The organism is Pseudomonas proteolytica (genome assembly GCF_007858275.1).
Classification (GTDB): Bacteria; Pseudomonadota; Gammaproteobacteria; order Pseudomonadales; family Pseudomonadaceae; genus Aquipseudomonas; species Aquipseudomonas proteolytica.
In genome coordinates this window covers 1-25,947 of the sequence record NZ_VFEV01000020.1, presented here as the reverse complement: position 1 = coordinate 25,947, position 25,947 = coordinate 1, and the positions used below count along the sequence as shown (strand labels likewise).

14 protein-coding genes are annotated in these 25,947 nt (G+C 59.7%); 7 read left to right on the top strand and 7 right to left on the bottom strand.

All coding sequences use genetic code 11. The annotated features are described in order from the left end of the window. Window positions 1–374 precede the first annotated feature (374 nt). Entirely contained in the window at window positions 375–3,434 is a 3,060-nt protein-coding gene (locus tag FIV38_RS15825) for a hypothetical protein (RefSeq protein ID WP_139273575.1), read from the top strand. Between the two features lie 79 nt (window positions 3,435–3,513). Here the strand turns inward: FIV38_RS15825 and FIV38_RS15820 are convergent, their stop codons facing one another. Further along, window positions 3,514–5,427: an RCC1 domain-containing protein gene (locus tag FIV38_RS15820; RefSeq protein WP_092235775.1), complete on the bottom strand. Its 1,914-nt coding sequence runs from the start codon at window positions 5,425–5,427 to the stop codon at window positions 3,514–3,516. A gap of 99 nt (window positions 5,428–5,526) precedes the next feature. Then, window positions 5,527–7,473, bottom strand: coding sequence for a hypothetical protein (locus tag FIV38_RS15815; protein ID WP_092235772.1), 1,947 nt, complete (start codon window positions 7,471–7,473; stop codon window positions 5,527–5,529). Window positions 7,474–8,256: 783 nt separating this feature from the next. On the opposite strand from FIV38_RS15815, the gene FIV38_RS15805 reads away from it, so the two are divergent. From FIV38_RS15805 to FIV38_RS15795, 3 genes are read left to right on the top strand one after another with little or no spacing between them, the layout of a single operon-like run. Then, entirely contained in the window at window positions 8,257–9,498 is a 1,242-nt protein-coding gene (locus FIV38_RS15805; RefSeq protein WP_029294773.1) for an exonuclease SbcCD subunit D C-terminal domain-containing protein, read from the top strand. Then, the gene (locus tag FIV38_RS15800) at window positions 9,495–13,133 is read left to right on the top strand and encodes an AAA family ATPase (protein WP_092235768.1); all 3,639 of its coding nucleotides are present in this window, start codon (window positions 9,495–9,497) and stop codon (window positions 13,131–13,133) included. Before FIV38_RS15805 ends, FIV38_RS15800 begins: the two co-directional genes overlap by 4 nt. Continuing rightward, a complete protein-coding gene (locus tag FIV38_RS15795; protein ID WP_092235765.1) occupies window positions 13,130–13,735 on the top strand; it encodes a glutathione S-transferase in 606 nt (201 codons plus the stop codon). The genes FIV38_RS15800 and FIV38_RS15795 overlap by 4 nt, the downstream gene beginning before the upstream one ends. Window positions 13,736–13,948: 213 nt before the next feature. Here FIV38_RS15795 and FIV38_RS15790 read toward each other — a convergent pair whose 3' ends face one another. The 3 genes from FIV38_RS15790 to FIV38_RS15780 all read right to left on the bottom strand — a co-directional run bounded on the left by FIV38_RS15790 (window position 13,949) and on the right by FIV38_RS15780 (window position 15,728). Then, the gene (locus FIV38_RS15790) at window positions 13,949–14,128 is read right to left on the bottom strand and encodes a hypothetical protein (protein ID WP_092235762.1); all 180 of its coding nucleotides are present in this window, start codon (window positions 14,126–14,128) and stop codon (window positions 13,949–13,951) included. A gap of 162 nt (window positions 14,129–14,290) precedes the next feature. Continuing rightward, window positions 14,291–15,454 carry a lactonase family protein gene (locus tag FIV38_RS15785; protein ID WP_092235759.1) on the bottom strand — a complete coding sequence of 388 codons (1,164 nt, stop codon included), beginning with the start codon at window positions 15,452–15,454 and terminating at the stop codon, window positions 14,291–14,293. Further along, a complete protein-coding gene (locus tag FIV38_RS15780; RefSeq protein WP_092235756.1) occupies window positions 15,441–15,728 on the bottom strand; it encodes a DUF5629 family protein in 288 nt (95 codons plus the stop codon). The genes FIV38_RS15785 and FIV38_RS15780 overlap by 14 nt, the downstream gene beginning before the upstream one ends. Before the next feature lie 153 nt (window positions 15,729–15,881). On the opposite strand from FIV38_RS15780, the gene FIV38_RS15775 reads away from it, so the two are divergent. Then, window positions 15,882–18,647, top strand: a complete 2,766-nt coding sequence (locus FIV38_RS15775; RefSeq protein ID WP_092235754.1) for a hypothetical protein — start codon at window positions 15,882–15,884, stop codon at window positions 18,645–18,647. 54 nt (window positions 18,648–18,701) lie between these two features. Further along, window positions 18,702–20,531 carry a hypothetical protein gene (locus tag FIV38_RS15770; protein WP_139273573.1) on the top strand — a complete coding sequence of 610 codons (1,830 nt, stop codon included), beginning with the start codon at window positions 18,702–18,704 and terminating at the stop codon, window positions 20,529–20,531. A 189-nt stretch (window positions 20,532–20,720) separates the two neighbouring features. Here FIV38_RS15770 and FIV38_RS15760 read toward each other — a convergent pair whose 3' ends face one another. Next, window positions 20,721–23,096 (bottom strand): efflux RND transporter permease subunit, encoded by a 2,376-nt coding sequence (locus tag FIV38_RS15760; protein WP_029292848.1) that lies wholly within the window; start codon window positions 23,094–23,096, stop codon window positions 20,721–20,723. A 15-nt stretch (window positions 23,097–23,111) separates the two neighbouring features. Beyond that, window positions 23,112–24,152 (bottom strand): WD40/YVTN/BNR-like repeat-containing protein, encoded by a 1,041-nt coding sequence (locus FIV38_RS15755; protein WP_208602589.1) that lies wholly within the window; start codon window positions 24,150–24,152, stop codon window positions 23,112–23,114. Between the two features lie 429 nt (window positions 24,153–24,581). Between FIV38_RS15755 and FIV38_RS15745 the strand changes: the two genes are divergently transcribed. Next, window positions 24,582–25,697, top strand: a complete 1,116-nt coding sequence (locus FIV38_RS15745) for a Gfo/Idh/MocA family protein (protein WP_092235736.1) — start codon at window positions 24,582–24,584, stop codon at window positions 25,695–25,697. Window positions 25,698–25,947: the final 250 nt, after the last annotated feature.

The window sequence follows — 25,947 nt, the reverse complement described above, 5'->3', positions numbered from 1 at the left end:
ATGGCCGCAAAATCCTCGACCGCACACCGCTTAAGCCCTTCGGGAGGCGGCTTGTCCCCGATAATAGTGGGTCAACAGACTGACCACCGCTATCGCACGCACGCCTCTTTCCACATAGGACCTGCATCATCTGGGGCAGAATGTTCTGCAATACAGGTAAACGCCGATCCTTTTCCTCTTCTCCATAGACGAACCATTCGCCGCCACACTACTAACGTGCCACCGCTCTACCCCCAGGGAGGCCACTACCAGTGACCATTCGTCGTCACTGTCATTTCTGACAGTTACCCATCCCTATCCTCCGGGTGTTTGATCTTCCTCGCCACCAACGCGTCCAGCCAGGGCGCGTTCCCCCTCAGCCAGGAGAGCTCATCATGCCCAAGCATTCAAGGTTTCCTACCGGTCATTCGCGTCCCGCCGTCTGCACAACGGACGGGCCACCGCCCCCCACCCCCGAGCCGCAACGGCTGGAAGACCTGGACCGACCTTATTCCGTCTACCCTTCGGTGCCACTGCAGTTTACCGCACATCCTGAAAACGCTATCCATGGCCTTGGCATTCGCCATGTGCGTCCCTACGCGCTGTTCGCGTTTGAAAATTGGGCCAGTCAGAACATCAACGATTATTACGCCCTTTTTCTTGGAGACAAGTTATTCGACGGTGTAGTCACCGACCTGACTCAGCCCCGTCATAACCTGGCAATACCCGAGGAGAAAGTGCCTATAGGCGAGGTGCTGGGCAGCGGCCTCGTGCGACGGGCCGGCAGCGGTAACGAAAGTACCTCTCCACCTGAACGCTATCTGATCAAGATCAACCGGCCTGGCGGAATCGATACCGATCCTGGCAACGAATGGCATACCGGGCTGGTCATGGCTGTCGAAGGGTTTGCATACGGGTCGACCATTGGCGCAGGCGATGTCGCTGCCGGCGTGTGGTGCCTGATTTACTTGTACCAGTACATTCGCCAAAACGATGTGATCGAATTGTCCTGGGATGGCATTTTCATATTGCATACCGTGAGCCCTGCCGAAGCCGCAGGGACGGGACCGATACGGGTTTTTGTACCCAAGTCGGTCATCGATAAGGGCGGACAACAGGGCGAGTTGACCTTGCGTTTTCGCGTGCGGGATGTGGTAGAAAACTTCTCCGGAGAAAAATACCAGTACTCCAAGCCGTATTTGCTGAAGGCCGAGTTGGACCCCAGTCTGTTGGAGGCTCCGACTTTCCTGGTGGATGGCGCCGTACTCGAATCGCGACAAATCGACTTCGACACCCAAAGTGGCGCGATCTTCGAAGTCATCGCCTATACAGCGCGGTCGGTTCCGACACCCAACCCCAGGCATAAGATCATCGTTACCCTGTTCGGCACACTAGCCGACGGTACTCCTCAGACCTTCGTGCAGGCGCCTGAGACCGACAAGAACTTGGGATTTACCTATATTTCCATCGATGCCAGCATCATTAGCCAATTGGTCGGTGGTTCATTCCGGGTGTCATTCCGCTGGGAAACTGACGCCGGGGTATTCCTCGGGCAATCCGGCAGTATCACGATTACCGTGGTCGGTACCCCGGTTCTGATGCCGCCCCCCAGCGTCAGCCCTATTGAGCTTGGCTTGATTCCGGCAGGTCAGAACATCACCGTCACCATTCCGGTTTACGAGCCGCATAATCCGGGCTGGCTGGAAGAGCTGAAAATCACCCACGTACCTGCGGGTGGGGGCGAGGCCATTATCTACCGCAAGGAGCAATTGGCCGGTGCCCAGGGCGGCACATACACAGTCACCGCGGCCGAGCTCGCGCCGTTCACCGGCAAGGGCCACACGACGATTCATTACGAAACCAACGATGGCGCCGTTCATTTGTTGGGCGGCAATGCGCTGGCGATCCGTCAATCGGCGATGCTGGGTGTCCAGATCGGGGAGCGGACGGTGGACATGCCGGAGCCACGGCTGCAGGGGGCTATCGGTAACAACGTCGACCCCACTGACGTGCCCGGCAACGAGGTGTTGGTCACCTTTACTTTCCTCGACACTGTCGCTGGCGATACGCTGCATTGGTCGTGCATTGGTTCCGGCCCTGGCGGTTCCGCCAGCGGCAGCCTGGAGATCAACGGCGCAACGCAGGGCAAGGAACTGCCCTATCCCGTCAGCCGTGACATTCTCGATAAGAACAACAACGGTAGCCTGCGCATCTCCTACAGCCTGGAGCGCCCCGGGCCACCACGGGTGGTGCTGCGTTCAGAAGTTCTGGCGCTCACCGTCGGCAAGGGTGTGACGCTGGATCGGCCCATCATCGAAGGTGCGTCCCTGCACCCGGATCGGCTCAATCCCCTGGCCGCCTTGGCGGGCACCTGGGTCACTATTAAGTTCCGGCCCATGCTCGCGACCGATAAGAGTCTGCTCGAGTGGTTGAGCAGCGACGGGATTGGCAGCGATGCCATCCAAGTACAGGGTAATCCCGACACCCATGAAGTGCGCGCCTTCATTTCGCCGGAGATTATTGCCAAGGGCATTCGCGAAGGGGGCAATCGTATCAGCGTGCAATATCACTTCACCCGCGGCACGTTCCCCTATGCATCGGAAATCGTAGATCTGGAACTGCTGCCCCTTACCGGCTTACCCACCCCATTTATCCAAGGCGTAGGAGACGCCGCAGACCTGACACTCTCGCAGTTGGTAATAGGGGCTCGCACCCTGACACCAGTCTGGCCGTTCATTCATCCCGACAGCCGTGTCTGGATGGAATATCAGGGAATCTATAACAACGGCGACGCCTATCATGAGATGACCTACATCTCTCACCGCCTGGGTGAGGTTGACGCTATCGGAGGACTACAGCCACCCACACCCATTGAGTCTCTCCAGCGGCTCATGGACGGTTCAACACTGACCATTCAGCTGTGGGTAGGCTTCGGTCAAAGCTTGAGTAAAGCATTGGCCGTAGCCTTTCCGACGAGAACCTACAACGTACGTGTCGATTACTTCCGGGACCTGACCGACTTCTACAATTTCAACTGGAACGGATGGGTGAACAGCGTTAACGGCAAAGGTGCCCTGACGATTGAAGGCGCCGAAAACGTCATTTGGCAAGCAACCAAAAACAGCTTCGAGGCCATAGAACCCGGCGTGCAGAAAACCTTCGTCGATTTGAAGGCAAACACTCAATACGAGGTCAGCTTCTACTGCAAAACCACCGGTAGTACCTCACAAACGACAGCCAAAATCAGCTTTGGCAACACGACGGTTACCAGGGCTGTGGCCCCGGACCGAAATTGGGATAGGTTAAGCCATACCTTTACAACGCCTGCAACACCACCCACACAAGCTCACCAGGTAAGAATAACTTTCTCGATCAATGCGACAAGCACCTTTTCCCTCGACCAGATCCAAATACGGGAAATGCCCCGCATGCAATTTGTGCAACCTGCCAACTAGGTGAAATGCTCAACTGACGAACATAAACAACCCGCGACATCCGCGGGTTGTTTATATAACTGTTAGGTGAAGAGCACAGCTATTGTGCTGCCCTCGGATCAAAATACTGATTCCTTACATTGCCACCCCATAATACGTAAGTGCCATCGGTGCGACGTGCCGCAAAGGAAGGGTCAGTATGCGGTGGGATGGGAGGCGGCGGCGGTGGAAGGACCACGTAGGGAAAACGCTTGATCGAGTACAACTCCGTTACGTTGCTGCGCAGGTACTCAGCCAACTCCGGAGGAATCTCACCGGCATCTTCCATCGCCAGTGTGGCCCCCCAAACTGATACCGCCCCATCCGTGCCGCCCTGCGTAGTGATTACACCGTACGCACCATTTGTACAGTAAACGTCACGAATCAGGCTAGCCATCAGAGTCTGCCGCAACGCCGGATTCATCGTGCCGCCATGAGTGTTCAACCCTGTCAACACGATTGCATTGGTCCGTCCGTCATCATGACGGCTCAGCAAAAAGAAGCTGACGTCGTTGGCATACAAGCTGAGATTCCCGTCGACAATAATGGCTGAGGACGAAACATTCCTGCGCAGTCTTGGCGACTGACTGCTTTCGCCGCGCCGGCTGGCATAGCCCGGTACAGCTTTCGCCCCCTTCAACACCTGCCTGAATTGACGCTTCTCTTGAACAGTCAAGGGAGCCCCACCATATTGAGGGGCTCCCCAAGCCTCCGCCTGACCGCTACTGTTAGCCATCAGAAACGCCCACCGGGCGGACCGACACAAAATGATATTACCGCGCGCGGCAAGTTGAGCGGCACTGGCGCTCATATCGCCCCCTTCAGCTGCCCTGCCCCAACTGACCGCTCTACGCCTATTTCGCGTGATGGCGCAGAACGACGCCGTCGCGGCAATGACGGATTGCACGCCACCATCGTCCAGAATACTCGTCAATCGGTCTGTGGGAATGCTTCCGCCACCGGTAGCGGCCCCCCAGACAGCAATGTCGCCATCTCTCCCTATAGCGCAGAAGGAAATCGCCGATGCAACTATCCGAGTAACAAACATCGAATTCAAATGCGCCCGCACGTCTGGCGGTATGTTGCCGCCATTGTTGGGTTGCCCCCATGCGTAAACCCTGCCGTTTTGAGTTAAAACAGCAAATGCATCATCTGCGGCATAAATGACCTTGGGAGGATCGAACCACAATTCTCGCTGGATCTCCGCAGGAACCGTGGAGACCGGATTATTAACAGGGCCAATCGCACGAATACTGTCTGCGCCGGGAGCAGGATTGTCGAGAATGACGGCAAACGCACTTCGAGTGCTGTAAACCGACTTTACCCCTTGAAGAATAGGCGCAGTGGATGGAATTGTATTACCCCAGCATAACAATTGATTGGTACTGCCGACATTCACCAACGCGGCAAAACTAAACTCTGCCGAAAATAATTTTATCGCCTTGTTATTCTTTAGAAAGTTAACTATCTCAGGAGGTACGGGTAACCCCCAGCCGGTCTGCCCTTCCAAATGAACGTCGCCACTGGTTGGCTCAAGCAACGCAAATGCCCCGCCTGAGGAAACGAATATTCTATCTGAGGGCTCCGGGACGTGGAATGAAAAATTACCGCGCTGTTTTAGATAACACCACTCGTTTTCCTCGTCAGATATGCCCTGAAAACCTGAGCGAACCTCGTAAAACTGTGAGAAATACTCACTACCTGTTGTCCCTGCCGAGTCCACCGGCACAACCGAAAACTGCAAAAACTTACCGTCATCTGAAGGCCTGAGTTTTAAATCCAACTGCCCTTCATCAGATAAACGTTCACCATTGAGATGCCAATAGAAGCGTGACAATCCTTCGTGGCTGGCACCATTAGCATCATACTTATATAGGCCGTGCACAGTGGCGCCTACAAATATATCCCCCACAATTTCTACGTCACTTGCACTGGGGACAGCACGAATAACAGCCTTTTCCTTAACATTGCTCATGTTGAATTCTCCAATCACAGCAATCCAAACTGTTGGCAACTCTCTACAACGGCTTCAAATAACGGAAGCCGTAGAGCGCCGTCCAAAACATACACCCCCTTAACCGGCCGGGTCATACAACTCATCTGTTACATTCGCTCCGCCGCCCCAGACAACATACGTTCCATTTGTTCGCCTGGCTGCAAATGCTGAGGGCGATCTTGAGCCGGTAGGATAATAGGGCGGCATAAACTTCAGAGCGTAAAGTCCACTCACATCACCTCTCAAATATTCCTGAAGCGCTTCCGGAACTTCCCCTGCATCCAGATAAGCATTACCACCACCAAATACGGAAACCACCCCACCAACAAAACCTTGTGTGCTAATTACGCCATAGGCTCCATTCGTGCAGCGCACATCCGTTATTTGACTGGCCATCAGGACTTGCCGGGTAGCCGGTGGAATAGCTCCACCTCCTAGGGTTTGGCCCCAAGAAAACAGGTCCTTGGTTCGCCCATCGGACTCCTTCGCAACCATGAAAAAGCTGGAGTCATTAGAGTAAAGATTGATGATGCCATTAGGTGTGACAATTTCACCTAAATTGGCACCAGGGGTAGCACTTGGATCACATTCTGCTCTGTGGCGCGTCGGTGACCGTTGTTGTTGATACCAATCATTGATCCGCATATCTTTGAAGAGTGCTTCAATGCGATTCTTTTCAACGCTTTTTTCAAATACTTTCCCAGCGTCGTTTTCGTCGTCAGAACACTCGTGACCGGAAAGTCCACCATAACCCGATGCGCCCCAAGATTCAGACAGCCCGGAGTTATTGAACATGGTAAAGGCCCACGCAGAGCCTTGGCATAAAAGAATATTGCCTCCGGCAGCGAGTCTTCGTGCAGCTTCGGTCATGGTTCCTCCGTAGCTTGCCGCCCCCCAACTTATCGCTCTTCTGCGCAATTTCGTCACAGCGCAGAAAGCATTGCGATTGGCAACGACCTGTTCAACACCATCCTGATCAAGAATGTAAGTCAGGTCCTGGGCAGAAATTTCCCCGCCGTTAGCCGCGTCGCCCCAAGTCACGACGTGCTTGATTTCAGGGTCATTGATGACTTGCGGACCAATCGCGCAAAACGCACCGGCTGTGCTGATAATCCGCTCAACCTTCATCGTCCTTAAGTAATTCTGAGCATTTAAAGAAATAACTCCTCCGCCCGCAGCCTGACCCCAAGCATAGACAGTTCCCCTGTAAGTCAATACCGCAAACGCGGTTTCCGTCGCATAGATTGCCTTAGGCGGATCGAACAGCAGATTCCTCTGAATATCATCTGGGACCACTCCGCCGTTCGCGGCATTGCCAAATGCGCCGATCGTATTTTTTCCAGGCGCCGGATTGTCATAAATAAAGGCGACCGCCGTACGATTGCTATACACATACTTAATATTATTCAAGTCCAGCTGCGGGGGAATATTAGCCATATTAGTCCCCCACAACAACAGGCGCTTAGTACTGCCCAACACGGGTACCAGTGCACCAAAGTCTCGCTCGGTCGAAAACATACGCGTGGCTGGATTATTTTTCAGGTATTGGCGTATTTCTTGCGGGGGATCACCCGCATGATCAGCACGCCCTCTGATATGAACACTTTGCGTTTTCCCGTCAGTCAGTGAAAAGGCCTGTGCGCTAGCGACAAACACTCTATCTTTAGGATCTGGCACATAATAAGAACAATGACCCCGCTGGGAAACAAAGCTATTACGATGCTCTTCGTCGGTAATATTCTGATAACCATCAGAGATCTCTATCTCCGGCGAGAAGGTTTCTATACCAATGTCACCACTCTCATCCATTGGTGTTACCGAAAACCTGATTTTTGCTCCACTGAGGGATGCCTGTATTTGAAAGTCAAGGCTTTTAGCCTCTATAAAGGAAGCTCCATCTATATACCATCTATATATAGAGTTCTGCTCGGGAATATCATTAACGTAAAAGTAACTACCGCGGACCACTGCACCCGCAACGGCCTCACCGATAATCGTTACATGAGTTGCCACAGGAATTGACATAAGATAGACCTCCAGACATTAGAATATCTACAATCAGCAACCGGACTCAGTGGTCGCGTGAATAAATAGCTAGTATCAACGCTCAAGAACTAGCCTTTGCCCGCTCCATTCGTAATGAAGCTAAATCACGTCGTGGTGTAGGCAAGTACTAACAGTAAGCGCTGCCGAAAAATCACTGTCTACTGTCATATCTGACAGGTAAGTCGACCACTCGTCTGATAATCGGAGTCTTCAATAAATGAGCTCATTCGAAAAAACGCCGCACTGTGCCTATAAAAAGATAGGGCTGGCACCTGGGCCAAATCCTCCACGGCCAGGGACGCGACTTCAAGCACGCCTGAGTGACGACTACCTGCGTGGTATCGGCCAGGCACATGAATGGTTCATTGCCGCCGCCAACGTCAAAAAAACGCAAAAAAACGGGACAGATCTATTTAAAAGACCTGTCCCGTTTTCACTTCATTAGACACACCAAAATTCGACTGACACGCCGCCATCGCAGCATCGGTATCTACACAACTTTCAGGCACTGACGAACTCCCTGTGGCGAGCGGGCGATGCGGCGTTCCGACAAGCCCGCTCGCCTCAGGGTATCCAGTTTGATGCGCGACGGCACTACTTCGAAGAAGTAGTGGGGCCTCCCACATTTGCTTTGTGTAGCCCTGAAGACAAGGCGGTGTGTCAGCTGGCAGTTTTTTCAACTGACCCACCGCCTTCTCAGGCACGCCAGCGCCTACACAGGTAAACTCCTCCCCTCTTTACCTCTTCCCCACGGAGTTCGCCTTGCGTCTGTTCCACACCTCCGACTGGCACCTTGGCCAAAACCTCCACGGCCAGGAACGCGACTTCGAGCACGCCTGTTTCCTCGATTGGCTGCTGGGCCAACTGAAACTGCATGGCCCCGATGCGCTGCTGATCGCCGGCGACATCTTCGACACGGTCAACCCGCCGCTCAAGGCTCAGGAGCGCCTGTATGACTTCATCATCAGCGCCCATGAACAAAACCCGACGCTGACCATCGTGATGATCGCCGGCAACCACGATTCCGGCTCGCGTATCGAACTGCCTGCGCCGTTGATGCGTCGTTTGCGTACCCATGCGCTGGGCCGCGTGTTGTGGCTGGACGATGGGCAATTGGATGCCGAGCGCCTGCTGATCCCGTTGCCGGATGCCAAAGGCAAGATCGCCGCGTGGTGCCTGGCGTTACCGTTCTTGCGCCCGGCAGAAGTGACCGGTGCGCACCTGGGTGATGACTACCTGCGCGGCATCGGCCAGGTCCATGAATGGCTGATTGCCGCCGCCAACGCCAAACGCAAAAAAGGCCAGGCGCTGATTGCCATCAGCCATGCGCATATGGCCGGTGGTTCGGTATCGGAAGACTCTGAGCGCAGCCTGATCATCGGCAATGCCGAGGCGCTGCCGGCCAACCTGTTCGACAAGAGTGTCGGCTATGTTGCCCTCGGCCATTTGCACAAGCCGCAAAAGGTGAATGGCGAAGAGCGGATTCGCTACAGCGGCTCACCGATTCCGCTGTCGTTCTCCGAAATCGGCTACAAGCACCAGGTTCTCGACGTGACATTCCAGGGCCAAATGCTGGTCAGCGTCGAACCTCTCCTGATTCCGCGCGCGGTCAACCTGCAACGCCTGGAAGCCGCGCCTTTGGCCGATATCCTCAAGGCCCTGGCCGATCTGCCGGATATCGACCTGCTCGCCGAAACCCAGCGCCACCCTTGGCTCGAAGTGCGGGTGCGCCTCGACGAACCGCAACCGGACCTGCGCCAGCAAATCGAAACGGCCCTGCTGGGCAAGGCGGTGCGCCTGGTGCGCATCGCCGCCGAGTACGCCGGTCAACGCGGCAGCGATGGCAGTGACGAAGACACCCTGATCGAACTCGACCAGCTCACCCCCCAGGAACTGTTCAGCCGCGCCTGGCAAGACAGCTATGGCAGTGAAGTGGATGAACAGACCCTGAAGGATTTCGCCGTGCTGCTCCAGGACGTGCAACAGGAGGGCGAACAGCCATGAAGATCCTCGCCATCCGCCTGAAAAACCTCGCCTCGCTGGCCGGGCCATTCGAGATCGACTTTACCGCCGAGCCCCTGGCCAGCGCCGGGTTGTTTGCGATTACCGGGCCCACCGGCGCCGGTAAAAGCACCTTGCTCGACGCCCTCTGCCTGGCGCTGTTTGGCGCCGTGCCACGCCTGGGCGATACCGGCCAGGCGAAAATGCCCGATGCCGATACCGATATCTCCATTGGCGACCCACGCACCCTGATCCGGCGTGGCACCGGTGGAGGTTATGCCGAGGTCGACTTTATCGGCGTCAACGGGCGCCGCTACCGTGCGCGCTGGGAAGCCAACCGCGCCCGGGACAAGGCCAGCGGCAAGTTGCAACACAGCCGCCAGAGCCTGATCGACCTGGACAGCGAACAACTGCTGGCCAGCCAGAAAACCGAATACAAGACCCAGCTGGAACTGGCCCTGGGCCTGAATTTCGAGCAGTTCACCCGGGCTGTGCTGCTGGCGCAAAGTGAGTTCAGCGCGTTTCTCAAGGCCAACGACAACGAGCGCAGCGAACTGCTGGAAAAACTCACCGACACCGCGCTCTACACCCAACTGGGGCAGCGCGCGTTCGTCAAGGCCCGGGAGGCCAAGGACGCCCACAAGCTGCTGCAGGACCAGGCCACAGGTGTCACGCCGCTGCCGGCCGAGGCCCGCGCCGAGCTGGATCAACAGTTGAGCGCGGCTCAACAACAGCTCAAGACCCAGCAGGCCCAGTTCAAGCAGCTGGAACAGCAACACACCTGGCTCAAGGAACTGCGCGAGTGGCAAGAGCGCCAGCACAGTGCGGTCGAGCAACTGCAACAGGCCGAACAGGCGTGGCACAGCCAGGGCCCGCAACGCCTGGACTTGAGCCGCCTGGAGCAACTGGCGCCGCAGCGTCATCATTTTGCGCGGCACAGCGAGTTGACCGGCCAGTTGGAGCCCCTGGCCGCGCAGATCCGCCAGCACCTAGAGCAGCAGACAGCCCTGCACGCGCGTCAGGAACAACTGCAGCAGCAACAAGCCAGCGCGCACGGCGCCTTGGCCGTGGCCCTGCAGCAACAGACCGAGGCTGCGCCGTTGCTGCGCCAGGCCTTCGAGGAACACAGCACCCTCGCCCGCCTGACCCGCGAGCTGGCCCAAAGCAGCGAGCAACTGCAGCTTGGACAAACCGCCTGCACCGAGGGCCAGGCCAGCCTGGATGCCCTGCACACCCAGCAACAGCAGGTTGCCAGCCGCCTGCAACAACTGGCCGCACAGCTTGAAAGCAGCGCCGCCCTCGCGCCCTTGAGCGATGCCTGGAACGCCTACCGCGATCGCCTGCAGCAACTGATGCTGATCGGCAATCGCCTGAACAAAGGCCAGGCCGAACTGCCGCAGCTTGAGGAACGGGCCAACCGCGCCAGCGAGCAATGGACCCAACAGCGCACTGCCCTGGACCTGCTGTACCAGGAGGCCGGCGCCGAACCCCAGGCCGTGGCCGAGCAGATCCAATTGCTCGACAGCCTGCTCAAGGACAATCGCAAGCAACAACGGGCCTTCGAGGAGTTGACGCGGCTCTGGGACAGCCAGCAGCAATTGGACCAGCAACAGCAGGAACTGGCCCGCAAGCAAGCCACCGCCCAACAACAGCGCGAGCAACTGAACCAGACCGGCCTGCAAGCCAAGGCCGAGCTGGCGGTGGCCGAGCAGACCCTGAGCGTGACCAAGCAGTTGCTGGAACGCCAGCGCCTGGCGCGCAGTGCCAGTGTCGAAGAGTTGCGTGGGCAATTGCAGGATGAGCAGCCCTGCCCGGTGTGCGGCAGCGTCGAGCATCCGTATCACCAGCCCGAAGCCCTGCTGCACAGCCTCACGCGCCATGATGAAAACGAAGAAGCCCGTGCGCAGCAAGCCGTCGATAGCCTCAAGGAAAAGCTCACCGAGTTGCGCGGTGAAGTCGGCGGTTTGATCGCCCAGCAAAAGGAGTTCCTGCAACAACAGGAACAACTGACGAGCCAGCTCCAGGCCCTGGCGCCGAGCCTCGAGGCCCATCCGTTGAGCGCCGCCCTGTTCAACCAGGACAGCGGCAAACGCAGCGCCTGGCTGGCGCAGCAACTGGGCCAGCTCAACCAGAGCATCACCCAGGACGAACAGCGCCAGGGCGCCCTGCTCAACCTGCAACAAAATGCCGGGCGCCTGCAGCAGCAGTTGCAAGCCGCCCAGGACGCCAGCCAGCAAGCCCGCCAACAACTGATCGACCAGCAACGGGAACTGGCCAGCGACCGCGAACGCCTGGACGAAGAACTCAATGCCTTCACCAGCCTGCTACCGGCCGAGACCCTGGCCGGCCTGCGCACGGAGCCAGCGGCAACGTTCATGCTGCTGGACCAGCAGATCAGCCAGCGCCTGGAGCAGCTTGGCTACCAGAAGGATGAACTGGCCGAGCAACAACAACGCCAGCAAGCCATCGAAAAAGAACAGGACCGCCAGCAACATCGCCAGCAACAGTTGGCCGTGCTGCAGCAGCAGTTGACCGAGCTGACCCGCCAACAGCAGGCCGCCCAGGAAAAACTCAGCGCGCTGCTGGGCACACATAGCAGCGCTGAGCACTGGCAGCAGCAACTCGAGCAGGCCGTGGAGCAGGCCCGCCACAGCGAGACCCAGGCCAATCAACAGTTGCAGGAAACCCGCAACGAGCTGATCCAACTGGCCGCCGACCTCAAGTCCCGCCAGGAACGCCAGCAAGCCCTGGACACCGAACTGCAGGCGCTGCAAGCGCGTATCAGCGACTGGCGTGGCCAGCATCCGGAGTTGGACGACACGGGCCTGGCCCATCTGTTGGCCTTCGACGAGGCCGGCGTCAACCAACTGCGCCAACAGGTGCAGCACAGCGAAAAGGCCATCGAACAGGCCAAGGTCCTCCTGCAGGAACGCGAGCAACGCCTCAAGGACCACCAGGCCTTGCACAATGGCAACCTCGACGCCGAACAGCTGGACAGTGCCCTGGCCGATCTCAACCAGCAATTGGACAGCGGCGAAAAACACTGCGCCGAACTGCGCGCCCAACAAGCCGAAGACCAGCGACGCCAGGACGCCAACCAGACACTGGCGCTCACCACCGCCAAGGCCTATGAAGAGTGGCAGCGCTGGGCCCGGCTCGATGCGCTGATCGGTTCGGCCACCGGCGACAAGTTCCGCAAGTTTGCCCAGGCCTACAACCTCGACCTGCTGGTGCACCACGCCAACGTGCAACTGCGTCAACTGGTGCGCCGCTACCGCCTCAAGCGCGGCGGCAGCATGCTGGGCCTGCTGGTGCTGGACACGGAGATGGGCGATGAACTGCGCTCGGTGCACTCGCTGTCCGGTGGCGAGACGTTCCTGGTCTCCCTGGCCCTGGCGCTGGGGTTGGCGTCGATGGCCTCCAGCACCTTGAAGATCGAGTCGTTGTTTATCGATGAAGGCTTCGGCAGCCTGGATCCCGAATCCTTGCAACTGGCGATGGACGCCCTGGACGGCCTGCAGGCCCAGGGGCGCAAGGTGGCGGTGATCTCCCACGTGCAGGAAATGCACGAGCGCATCCCCGTGCAGATCCAGGTCAAGCGCCAAGGCAATGGCTTGAGCACCCTGGAGGTGAAGTGAGCGAGGCACTGCTGTATTCGTTTCGCCGCTGCCCGTACGCCATGCGCGCACGCATGGCGCTGCGCTATTGCGCGGTGGCGGTAGAGATTGTCGAGGTCAGCCTCAAGGCCAAGCCGGCCCAAATGTTGGCGCTCTCACCCAAGGGCACGGTGCCGGTGTTGAATGTGGGCGGCCAGGTGATCGACGAGAGCCTGGCGATCATGCGCTGGGCGCTGGCGCAGAACGACCCCGAGGACTGGTTGCTCAAGGATGATCCCGCGGCGCAGGGGCTGATGGCAGGGTTGATTGAAGAAAATGACCTGGTCTTCAAGGTGCACTTGAATCGCTATAAATACGCCGAGCGTTATCCAGCGCAGCCGATGGAACACTATCGCGCCGAGGGCGAAGTATTTTTGCGCAGGCTGGAGGCGTTGCTGGCGCAGCGCGACTACTTGCTGGCCGATCACCTGAGCCTGGCCGATGTGGCGCTGGCACCGTTTGTGCGGCAGTTTGCCCATGTGGATCGGGAGTGGTTTGCTGGCGCGCCTTATCCGCGTTTACAACAGTGGCTGGAGCGGTTTTTGGCGTCGGCACTGTTTACCGGGGTCATGGCCAAGGGCTGAGCCTGTGGTCAGGAGAGCTTTTTGTGGTGATGGGGCCTTTTGTGGCTAGAGGGCTTTTTGTGGCGAGGGGGCTTGTCCCCCGCTGGGCTGCAAAGCAGCCCCAAAACCAGCCCCCTCGGTGTGCCTGATACTACTCGGCAGTCCTTACTGGGGCTGCTGCGCAGCCCAGCGGGGGACAAGCCCCCTCGCCACAAAAAGCCCCCTCGCCACAACTCAGGACTGGACCTTGTGGTCCAGAGCCGCATAGAAGTTGGCACTTTGCTGCAGGTATTTCTGGGTGTAGGCGCTGGTGCTGGATTTTTTGCTGCTGATTTCCACGCTGGCGCTGGCTGGCAAGGCAACGGTGGCGGAAACGGCGGAAGCGGCGATGATCGAGAAGAGATTGAAGTTCATGGCGGTAACCCTTGTGTTCGGTTGGTCAGGTGGCCCGTGGAGGCCTTGGAACCCAACTTACGCCGAGGGGGTTGAACGCAGAAATGCTTTGAAACAGTAGCTGTTATCACCACGATTAATACAACACCACAGGCCCCGAACCACGGAGCCTGTGGCGGATTGTCACATCAGGAACTTGAGGTCGCTGGGCGCATCGATCGCCAGTTTCTGCACGGTTTTACCCAACAGGCCGGTCTGGGTATCGCGTTCGATTACCACGATCTGGTTGCTTTTCTGGTTGGCGACCAACAGGAACTTGCCGCTTGGATCGAGGCTGAATTCACGGGGGTGATCGCCTTCCACGGAGCGGCGCTGGATTTCCTTCAACCGGGCTGTCGCCGGGTCGATGCTGTAGACCAGCAACGTGTTGGCCGTGCCCCGGTTGCTGACATACAGGAACTTGCCGTCGGCAGAGGCATGCAACGCCGCGCCGGCCTTGTCCGACGTCGGTTGCCCGGCAGCCATGTCCACCAGTTGGGTTCGGGTCAGTTGGCCGTCCTGATAGTCGAAGACGGCAATCTGCGCGCTCATCTCCATGGTCAGCCAGGCGTGTTTGCCGTCGGCGCTGAACAGCAGGTGACGTGGACCGCTGCCCGCCGGCAGCTCTACCACGGCCGCCGGCACCAGTGGGCGCTCGGGATTGGCCTTGGGGTCATAGCGATAGACAAAGGTCTTGTCGGCCCCCAGATCATTGGCAAACACATACTTGCCATCGGGCGAAGACACCACTGAATGCACATGGTTGGACGCCTGGCGCTCGGGGTTGACCCCACTGGCGGGATGGGCACTCAGTTGCACCGGTGCCGCCAGCCTGCCCTCGGCATCTACGGGCAGGATCGCCAGGCTGCCACCCGGATCTTCCAGCACGCTGTAGTTGGCCACGAACAGAAACCGGCCATCGGCTGCCAGGCTGGAGTGAGTCGGTTCGTTGCCCAGGCTCTGCACCTGATTGATAAGGTGCAACTGGCGGCTGTCCGGGTCGATGCGGTAGCTGCTCACGCGCCCGACCGTGTCCTGCTGGCCGGGGCCGTTTTCATTGACCACGAACAGGCGCTTGCGGTCGCTGGACACCGTCAGCCACGACGGGTTTTGCGTCTTCGCGGCCAGCACCGCAGGGCCGGCGAAGTGCCCGGTGCGGCTGTCGAACTGCACCCGATAGATACCTTCGCTGGCACCTGCGGTGTAGCTGCCCACCAGCAGTTCGTGGGTCTGGGCCGGCGCGGCCTGGACTGACATCGCCCCCACACTGCCGGCCATCAGCAAAGGCCAGAATTTACGCATCAGCATCGTCTTCATCCTCGTCGTGGTTGCTGCCACTGATCCCACTCATGCACACCAGGCGGTGCTGGCCCGAGTCGCTAGTGAGGGTCCAGCTTTGCAAGGTTTCATCGAAGACGGCGGCCAGTACCTGTTCTGGAGTAAAGCGCCAGTGCTTCTTGTCCCGGCCATCTATGCACTCAATGTGCAAGCACCCTTCCAGCTTGAAATCAAAGGTATACAGGCCATCGATTTCGAGCATGTTGCAGGTTTCAAGGGCGGTGGGCAGGTTAACGGCAGTCATCACAATCAGTCATCTGTTGGAAAAAAACAGATGATAGGCCAATCCCTGGCTTCTTTCTCGTTCCACGTGGGGTTGGGGTAGCCCGCTACCACCTCTGCCCCGACGACAACCGCCACTGTTGGGGTCTATCAACCCCACAGAACGGAATCTGCCATGCCCCCTGTTTCCCTGGCCGCCCAGGCGGTCAGCCAGCAATTTGCCAGCCGTCAGCCGCTCGCCACCGCCGTCCAGGCACTGTTGCAGCGCAACCTCAGCGAGCGTTACCCCAACCTGGTCTTTGATCTGCAGCAAATCCAACTTGCCGAGCCACAACCCAGCCGCAGCTGGCAGTTCAAGCCACTGATGAGCGTGGTTCAGGACTATTTGGGCCGTGGCGCGGACCTGGACTTCAGCGAACGTCACGGGCTGTTGCCTTACCTCTCGCAGACGCCACCCAAGCGCTTGAAGCTGCCCGAACTCAATCAGAACATCGACATGCAGGTGATCGAAGGGCTGATCCGCGAGCTGCCCGCCCTGCTGCCCATCGCCTTGCAAGACGCGCTGGTCGATGACTGGAATGCCAGTGGCCCCAGTGGCGTCACCCGCTGGCGCTGGCTCGGCGACTGGCTGATGAACACCCTGCGCACCAGCGGCCTGAAGCAGTCGGGACTGGACGCGGCCTCGCGGCAAACCCTCGACCAGCTCGTGAGCTTTCCCGAACGCGCCCAGCGCATCGCCCGCCACGGTGAGCAGGCGGTGATTGCCTACAGCCTGGAGACGGTGGTGGAACACAACGGGCAAACCACCCGCCTGTTGTCGGAGTATCTGCTCCTGACGCGCCCCATCAATGGCCGCGCCCCGGTGCTGCTGTGTGCGCCCAACGGGCATGTCGAGTGCTTTGCCTCCATGGGCGAGTTCAATACCGCCTGGAGCCAGCGCCTGGATGCACGCTTTGTGGCGCAGACTCTCACCACCCACCGCTACGAGCCGCAGGGTTCGATCTTCGAGCATCAGGCCAGCCTGCTGCTCAATCAACAACTGGAACACCTCGCCGCCCTCAAGCTGCCCCTGGGCAAGGACTGGCGCAGCCTGCAAAACCTGCACACCGAACTCACGGAGCCGGCGCTCTACTTCCTTGATACCGACCAAACCCCCTACGCCCACCTGGACAGCCTGCGCGCGCACGTACCGGAGCCTTTGCGCCGCGCCACGCCTTCGGAGCGTTACCGCTATAGGCAATTGAGCCTGGAGCTGGCCAGCGCGCAGCAGCGCGCCGGCGATGAAACTTACCTGAGCGGCATCGACGACCTGCGCACCTATACGGTCAACGCTTTGCAGCGTGAGTTACGGCGACTGGCCGCCCAGGCGCAGGCCACCTTGACCACCCTGCCCCACCCCGATGAGGTGATGCTGACCTTTACCGTCGCCGCGGGCTATCCCGGTGGGGCCGGCATTGTCGAACGGCTGCCCATCAGCCTCACAGACCTGGCGATCCGCAACCTCGCCGCACGCCCCAGCGGCCAGGTGGCGCTCACTCACCGCCTGGCACACACCCTGCCGGCCTGGCTGACCACCGATGCGGTGATGGGCAGTGATGGCCTGATCGAGCGGGTCGACATTGGCAAGCACTATCCCCTGCTGCTCAAGGACGCACTGCTGAGCGACAGCCCCGAGGCGCTGCGGCGCGAACGGCTGTTCAGCGAGCAACAGGTGCTGCAATTGCCGCTGCTGGCCCTGGAGCTGAGCCTCAAGCACGAGCTCGGCATCAGCGCAGAAGGCGCACGCATGGTCGCCGCGCTGATGCAGCCCGACCCCAGCAACCAGCACGTCGACCAGCGCCCCGTGGTGATCCGGCACCTGGCCCTGCTGCGCAGTCCCAATGCGGCAGCAGACAAAGTCGAGAACATGTACCTGATCGAATACCAGAACATTTCCCCAGGCCCGCTGTTGCTGTACCGGCCGCTCTACGCCACGTCCTTGCAGCAATACCCCAGCCGCGCGGCGCTGTTCGAGGCCATGGCGCAGCCCGGCGCATTGCAGGCCAGCGTGCTGACGTGGCTGTCGGACAGTGCGCGACCGATCTACGATCACGGAGGGTTCCGCGAGCCCCACTATCTGCGGTTTGGCCTGGGCAGCGAGTTCGCCCCGGTGCGCACGCCACCGCCGGCAACCCTGGGCAGTGATGGGATCAACGACGAGTTGCGACAGTGCCTGGTGACCGGGCGGCTGATGCAGTACCTGTTCAGCGAGCATAGCCGCGCCCTGGTCGACCAGGCCGAACGTGAATCGACCTCCAACCGTGAGAGCCGTTGGCAAGTGTTGATGGAGGGCGCCAGCCTGTTGTTCGGCAGCCTGCTGCAAGGCTTGCGCGGCCCGGCGATGCTCGTGGGTTGGTTGCTGACGATGACTGCCAGCTTCACCCAGGCCATCCAGACCATCGTCAGCGGCGACACCAGCGCCAAGGAGCAGGCAACGATCGATCTGTTGCTCAACGTCGCGATGTTGCTGCTGGACTTTGCGCCGGCAAAGGCTTGGTCAAGCCTCGATCTGACGCTCAGGCAGCAAGCCCTGAGCACATCGCTGCGGCGCCGTGAAAGTGACGCATGGCCCGTGCCGCCTGCAGCGCAGGTGCGCCAGGGCACGGTAGGACTGTCGGGGGAAATGGCACGCGGCGACAATGCCGCGCTGGATTTCAGCTTCACCCAGGCCCGTCATCGCCTCACCCCCAACCAGCTGTCACGCCTGCAGGCCTTCAAAGTTGACGCGCCTCCCAAACTGCCGGCGCCGCAATCGAGCGGGCCATACAAAGGCTTGTATACGGTCGAGGACCGCTGGTACGCCGTGGTCAATGGCGACCTGTATCGGGTCAGCCTGGAGGATGACGCCAGCGTGGTGCTTGTCGATGCTGCCGACAGCACGCGGCGCGGCCCTTATCTGTAGGTCGATGAACGCGGGGCCTGGACAGTCGATACGCGGTTGCGCCTGCGCGGCGGCATGCCGCCCAAACGCATCGCTGCCGAACGCCAGCGCAAGGCGCAGCGCATCGAGGCGCTGACCGCTGCTTATCAGCGCATGCAGTTGCGCCAGCGGGCCTTGATCGCCGCCACGGACCAGGCGCAGCAGGCCATGCTGAACCTGGAACAACTGCCCCGGCCCAACGAGGTGCAATTGGCCAATGCCCGCCGGCACTTCGACGCCACACTCAACGAGGAAACCACCGAGTACCAACAGATCCTCGATAGCCTCAAGGAACGGGAGGAGCTGCGCATCTCGCCACCGCTCAAAGACACCCTGGCGCTCCTGGAAAACACCATCAAAAATAGCCGTAAACACGTGATCATCGCGGAAAAGGACCGGCTGGCGTTGTACCGCACCTATCAGCGTTTCGGTATCGAGGGCCCCGCGTTGTCGCTGGCAGTGCTGCGCGATCAAGCGGGCTATCAGCAGTTCCTCGTGCACTTGCTGGAGATCAACGAGCGCACCATCCATTGGCTCGAACTGCAGGAGCGTTTGCTGGAGCAATTATTCGGCCTGGGCACCAGTGGCGCTGCCGTGTACGAGCGCCTGACCGAGGGCCGGCCGAACGAAATCACCGCCCTGGCCGTCAAGGACCTGCAGATCCGCGGTTTGAAGCGCATGATCGTCAAGGACTTTGCCCACCCGTTGTTCAACGCCCTAGACAGTATCGTCTCGCCCTTGCAGCAACATGTACGCACCCACGGTGAGCTCAACAGCCTGGAGCTTTCAGCGGGCGATCGCCTGAGTGTGCTGGAGAGCCTGATGGAGCACTACGGCAGTGCACTGGACGGCCTGCGGGGGTTGAACATTGTCGATGCCGAAGTGCTCGACCCGATGTACACCGGCAAGCTCATCGGGGTGATCGAGGCGCTTTACCAGAACGCCGCCCAGCGCCTGGCCAACGAAGTCAAACCCATTGCGCAACCTGCAAGGCGCCCACCCAAGCGTCCCCCCGTCAGCGCCGGAAGGCCGGTGAAACGGGTCATAAAAACCCAGAGAAAAGGCACGTTTATCGGCCAGGTCAGCTCCGTCGGCAGCCTGGAAGTGGTGGAGGTACGAGACGAGGTCAGCAACCAGTTGCTGGGCATGTACTCGCAGCGTGGCGACGAATGGGTCGAGTTTATCGAGGCCCCACCGCCGGCGCCGGCCCTTACCACCCGTGCCGTCAGCGTCGTCAAGGGCGAGGCGCGCAAGTTACTGACAATGCTGGACGACCACCTGCGCCGGGCCGAGGACTACCGGAAAATCTCCCGGCATCCGCAAGAGGTGGAAGAGGTGCTGCAGTACGAGGCTTCGCGCTACGACAAACTGGCCAGCGAGCTGGACCGGGCGATCCAGGCCCAGGCCGAAAGCGCGCGCATCGCCGCCGACCAGAAGCTGGCCAGCGACCTGCACCTGGCGTCAGCGCGCTTGAGCACCCGAGGCCAGGCGCTGCGCCGCCAATTATGCCTGGAACTGCCGCCGAACCACGGCAACCTGGAGTACCTGATCACGCAAGGCCAGGTCAGCGTGACGAAACTGGGCGAGCGTCTTCAATTGAGCGGTGAGCGACGGGACTTCATCCAGGAATACGCGATCAACGACAATGCAGGTTACCCGGTGTGGTACGCGCACTTTCACTACCCCGCCGCGACTACCCCCAAGACCGAGTACAGCACCGCGCACTTGAAAACCCGCGAGCAACGCCGGCAAAACTACTACACCCTGCTGGACAAAGCGCAAGGCACCCAGGCGGTGGTAGACATACACCGTGGGTTGATTGGCAAGGCGTTGGCTGAGCGTTGGTTTCTGTCGTTCGAGCGATAAACCCTGGCTATGCAGTCGCATAGGGCCGCCGTGGCGAGCGGGCTTGCCCCGCGCTGGGCTGCAAAGCAGCCCCAGTAGGTCAAATGCGGTATGACAGATACACCGCAGCGCTGGGTTTTAGGGCTGCTGCGCAGCCCAGCGCGGGGCAAGCCCGCTCGCCACAGTTTATGGGACCCAGGGGGCTGCTGATCAGTGGGCGAACAACGAGTTGCCTTTCTGGCCCGCGAGTTTCTCGGGTTTGATCAGGAACCGCGCCAGTGCCGGCAACAGCCACAGTGCGCCAAACATGTTCCACAGCAGCATGAAGGTCAGCATCAGGCCCATGTCAGCCTGGAACTTGATCGCCGAGAAGATCCAGGTGCACACGCCGATTGCCAGGCACAGGCCGGTGAACAACACGGCTTTACCGGTGGACTTGAGCGTCTGGTAGTAGGCTTCCTGCAACGGTAGGCCGGCACGCAGGAAACTTTCCAGGCGGCTGTAGATATAGATGCCGTAGTCCACACCAATCCCCACGCCCAGCGCCACCACCGGCAAGGTCGCGACCTTGACGCCGATGCCCATGAACGCCATCAGCGCGTTGCCCAGCACCGAGGTCAGCACCAGCGGCAGCACGATGCACAAGGTCGCCGCCCAGGAGCGGAAGGTGATCATGCACATGGTCGCCACGCACAGGTAGACCAGGATCAGGATGGTCAGCTCGGCTTCCTTGATCACCTCATTGGTGGCCGCTTCGATCCCGGCGTTACCGGCGGCGAGGATAAACTCCAGGCCGTCCTTGTTGTTTTCCTTGGCAAACTCCTGCACCGCATGCACCGCGCGGTCGAGGGTCTCGGCCTTGTGGTCGTTGAGGAACACCAGCACCGGCGCCAGGGAGCAATTGTTGTTGTACAGGCCGTCGGCACGGGCGATGGAGTTGTTCAGCACATCCGGGTTGCGCGACAGGGTTTCCCATTTCAGGTTGCCCTCGTTCATGCCCTTGATCATCTGCTTGGACACGGTCACCAGGGAGATCGCCGACTGCACGCCCTCGGTGTTCTGCATCTTCCACATCAGTTGGTCGATGGGCGCCATGGCTTCGTAGCGCGAACAGCCTTCCGCCTTGGTCTTGACCATCACCACCAGCACATCGGAGCTGGTGGAGTAGTTGTTGATGATGAAGTTGTTGTCTTTGTTGTAGCGCGAGTCCGGACGCAGTTCCGGGGCACCCTGGTCGAGGTCGCCGATCTTCAGGTTCTGGCTGTACCACAGGCCGCCACCGAAGGCGACCAGGGCCAGGGCAATGGAGATGGGTGCAACTTTGGGGCTGGCGAAGTTCGACAACAGGCGCCAGAACGGATGGTCGCGGTTGGCGTCTTTCTTGCTCTTGGCGATCGCACGCTTGCTGATGCCCACATAGGAAATCGCTACCGGCAGCAGGATCAGGTTGGTGAACACGATCACCGCCACACCGATGGAAGCGCCGATGGCCAATTCACGGATCACGCCGATATCGATGATCAGCAGGGTGATGAAGCCCACCGCATCCGCAAGAATCGCGATCATCCCCGGCAGGAACAGTTGCCGGAACGTGCGCCGCGCCGCCGTCAGGGCGTTGTCGGCCTCGCTGGATTGCAGGGCGATGCCGTTGATCTTCTGTACGCCGTGGGAAATGCCGATGGCGAAGATCAGGAACGGCACCAGCATGGAATACGGATCCAGGCCGAACCCGAAGAAGTGCATCAACCCCAGTTGCCAGACCACGGCCACCAGCGTCGTGATCAACACCGCGACCGTGCTGCGCAGGCAGTTGGTGAACCACAGCAGCAGCACCAGGGTGATCACGAACGCGATACCGAAGAACAGCACCACCATGATCAGGCCGTCGATCAGGTCACCGACTTTCTTGGCAAAGCCAACGATATGGATCTGGACGTTGGGGTTCTGCTCCTGGAACTTGGTGCGGATCTTGTCTTCCAGTTCGTGGGAAAACTTCTGGTAGTCCAAGGCCAGCAACTTGCCCTGGTCCTGCGGGTCCGGGTAGGACTCCAGCAACGGGATATCGACGATGCTCGACTTGAAGTCGTTGGCCACCAGGCGCCCGACCTGGCCGGACTTGAGCACGTTGTTGCGCAACTGGTCGAGGCTTTCCGGCGAGCCGTTGTAGCTCTGCGGGATCACTTCACCGCCGGCAAAGCCTTCTTCGGTCACTTCAGTCCAGCGCACGCTGGGGCTCCACAGGGACTTGAGGCCGGAGCGGTCAACACCGGAGATGTAGAACACCTCGTCGTTGATCTGACGCAGGGTCTCCATGTACTCCTTGCTGAAGATGTCACCGTCCTTGGCCTCCACCGAGATACGCACGGTGTTGCCCAGGTTTGCCAGGTCGTTGCGGTGTTCCATCATCTTTTCGATGAAAGGGTGCTGCAGCGGGATCATTTTTTCGAAGCTGGTGGAAGGCCGGATCAAGGTGGCCTGCCAGAACAGGAAAATGCTCACCAGCAGGCAGATCACGATCACTGCCGGGCGGTTGTTGAAGATCAGGCGCTCAAGAAAGGTCGCTTTATCGTTGTGATGACTGCTCATTCTATCCCCGCCTTCTTATTGTTTTTTGCGTTCGGCGCCAGTTGGCTCGGCGACGCGTACGCCACCCTGCCCCACCAGAATCAAGTCGCCGTTGCCCGCCGCCGTCACCGCCGACAGTGAAATACGGTCCGGGCGGTTGAATACGTTGAACGTCAGGCCATCGTCGTGGCTGACCACCACGCTGCCACCGTTGCCGACCACCACCAGGGTGCCGTCATCGAGCAAGGTCGCGCCCGACAAGCCAAACTCCAGGGCGCCACGGTCGGCCTTGAGCGCCACCGGTTCCCAGGTGTCGCCAAAGTCGGTGGAGCGGAACAGGTTGCCGCGCAAGCCATAGGCCAGCAGGGTTTTGGGCTGCGCGGTGCCGATCACGCCAAACAGCGAACCCTCGTAGGGGCCTTCGAGTTTTTCCCAGGTCTGCCCCTCGTCGCTGGAGCGGAACATGCTGCCCTGCTCACCGACGATGAACAGGCCGGCATCCTTGACCTGGGCGATGGCGTTGAGGTGGTACTGGTCTTCGTTGTCGAGGCGATCGCTGACATCGGTCCAGGTCTTGCCCGCGTCGGTGGTCTCGATCAGCGCACCGTAGGCGCCCACCGCAAAGCCGTGGTTGGGGTCGTTGAAGAGTACGTCCAGCAGCGGCGCTTCACGGCTGAGGTCTTTGAACTGCTCAGTCCAGGTGGCCCCGGCATCGGTGCTGGCGAGGATCTTGGCGTCATGCCCCACCGCCCAACCGTGCTGCTCGTCGATAAAAAACACGGCCGTGAGCAGTTGCCGGGTCGGCACCTTGGCTTGCACCCAGGTGGCGCCCTGATCATCGGAATAAAGGATATGCCCGCGATCACCGACCGCCACCAGGCGTTTGCCGGCGTGCACGACGTCGATCATCAGGCCTTTTTCGGCCCTTGGCGATTCAATGGCAAATACCGCAGGTTCTGCGGCTTCGGTTGCAGCCTGGGCAGCCGTCGACAACGCGACAACCCCCAGCAGCGAGAGCGCTGTAGCCAGCACCGCGACCTTGCGCGATGCGAGCGGGCGGCAAAAACCCACACCCATGACAGGCTCACTCATAGACCTTTCTCCCATTTATTATTGTTAGGTCGTAACACCTTCCAGGGTGTTCGCAGTGCGCAAACCTGCAATCTAGAGCCCCTTGAGGAAGCAGGGGCCATCCTATCGGGCTTTCGAATCGTCTGACAATCGGCGCTACGTTATCTTTTGTTAACTGAAGGCCTTTTGCCTGCTGGCTGAATATAGCCGCATTCGCCGAAATGATGACTTCGTACATTTCTCTGTAGGAGCGAGCTTGCTCGCGAAAACCCTCAGAGCACCTCGGGGGGCCTGGAGCCCCGCGTCATCGTTGGCGACCTTCGCGAGCAAGCTCGCTCCTACAAGGAATAATATTTATATTCCACGTATTGATGATTAAGAATTTTTATTCTATTAATTGCCTTCCTGAAAATAACAATCAAAAGGACCATCGCCATGCGCGCACTTGGAATCGGCCTGATCGGTACAGGCTTCATGGGCCGTGCCCACGCACTGGCGTTCAATAACGCCCGTACGGTATTTGATTTGCCCTTCGACCTGACGCTGGCGGCCCTGGCCGATGCCGACACCGAGCGCGCGCAACGCTGCGCCAGCGCCTGGGGGTTCGCCAAGGCCCATGGCGACTGGCAACAACTGATCGATGACCCGCAAGTGGACCTGGTGGCCATCACCACCCCCAATCACCTGCACTACCCCATGGCCATGGCTGCACTGGCGGCGGGCAAGGCGGTGTATTGCGAAAAGCCCCTGGCCGTGAGCCTGGAACAGGCCGACGCCATGCGCTGCGCCGCCCGTGAGGCCGGGGTGGTGACGCGGGTCGGCTACAACTACCAGCACAACCCGATGATCGTCCTGGCGCGGCAGATGATTGAAGCGGGCGAATTGGGGCAGATCATCAGTTTCCAGGGCGAGTTCAGTGAAGACTTCATGGCCGACCCGGCCTCGCCGTGGTCATGGCGCTGTGAGGTGGGACATGCTGGCGGCGCCCTGGCGGACCTCGGTAGTCATCTGCTGGCGATGGCGCGGTATCTGGTGGGCGATATCACGCACGTTTGTGCCGACAGCCAGACGGTCCACGGTCAACGACCTGCCAGCCCTGGTAGTAGCGAGAGGCGGCCGATCGAGATCGACGACCAAGTGCATGGCTTGCTGCGCTTTGCCAACGGCGCGCGCGGGACCGTCAGCAGCAGTTGGCTAAAGCGTGGCTACAAGAACCATTTGAGTTTCGAGATCAGTGGTACACAAGGCACGCTGGCCTTCGACCAGGAGCGCTTGAATGAACTGCGGGTATGCCGGGCTGGCGCAGACAGTTTCCAGCGTTTACTGGCCGGCCCCGCCCTGCCCGGCTATGCCGCGTTCAGCCCGGCGGCGGGGCATCAGTTGGGGTACAACGAGTTGAAGACCCTGGAGGTGCAGGAGTTGATCATGGCACTGGCTGGGCAAGGCGCGACGGGTACTGATTTCGAGGAGGCGTGGGCAGTGGAACGGCTGGCGACAGCCATTCGCCTCGCTGCGCGGGAAGAGCGCTGGGTCAACGTGAACCAGGTCTGAATCTGCATACCCCCTGTGGGAGCGGCGGTGCGACTTGCCCGCGAAAGCGCTGGTTCAGTCACTGCTTGGGTGGCCGATGTACCGCTATCGCAGCATCGGTATCTACACAACTTTGCCGCAACACCTAAATCCAGGCAGATAGCGCAGTTGTGGCGAGCGGGCTTGCCCCGCGCTGGGCTGCGAAGCAGCCCCAATAAGCCGAATGCGTTGTACCAGATACACCGCAGCGGCTGGTTTTGGGGCTGCTTCG

Bases quoted from the DNA above. Each gene is read 5' to 3' on its own strand.
- FIV38_RS15785 (WP_092235759.1), bottom strand. From the start codon at position 15,454: ATGCTGATGCGTAAATTCTGGCCTTTGCTGATGGCCGGCAGTGTGGGG.
- FIV38_RS15815 (WP_092235772.1), bottom strand. From the start codon at position 7,473: ATGTCAATTCCTGTGGCAACTCATGTAACGATTATCGGTGAGGCCGTT.
- FIV38_RS15825 (WP_139273575.1), top strand. From the start codon at position 375: ATGCCCAAGCATTCAAGGTTTCCTACCGGTCATTCGCGTCCCGCCGTC.
- FIV38_RS15790 (WP_092235762.1), bottom strand. From the start codon at position 14,128: ATGAACTTCAATCTCTTCTCGATCATCGCCGCTTCCGCCGTTTCCGCC.
- FIV38_RS15760 (WP_029292848.1), bottom strand. From the start codon at position 23,096: ATGAGCAGTCATCACAACGATAAAGCGACCTTTCTTGAGCGCCTGATC.
- FIV38_RS15770 (WP_139273573.1), top strand. From the start codon at position 18,702: ATGCCGCCCAAACGCATCGCTGCCGAACGCCAGCGCAAGGCGCAGCGC.
- FIV38_RS15755 (WP_208602589.1), bottom strand. From the start codon at position 24,152: ATGGGTGTGGGTTTTTGCCGCCCGCTCGCATCGCGCAAGGTCGCGGTG.
- FIV38_RS15775 (WP_092235754.1), top strand. From the start codon at position 15,882: ATGCCCCCTGTTTCCCTGGCCGCCCAGGCGGTCAGCCAGCAATTTGCC.
- FIV38_RS15745 (WP_092235736.1), top strand. From the start codon at position 24,582: ATGCGCGCACTTGGAATCGGCCTGATCGGTACAGGCTTCATGGGCCGT.
- FIV38_RS15780 (WP_092235756.1), bottom strand. From the start codon at position 15,728: ATGACTGCCGTTAACCTGCCCACCGCCCTTGAAACCTGCAACATGCTC.
- FIV38_RS15800 (WP_092235768.1), top strand. From the start codon at position 9,495: ATGAAGATCCTCGCCATCCGCCTGAAAAACCTCGCCTCGCTGGCCGGG.
- FIV38_RS15820 (WP_092235775.1), bottom strand. From the start codon at position 5,427: ATGAGCAATGTTAAGGAAAAGGCTGTTATTCGTGCTGTCCCCAGTGCA.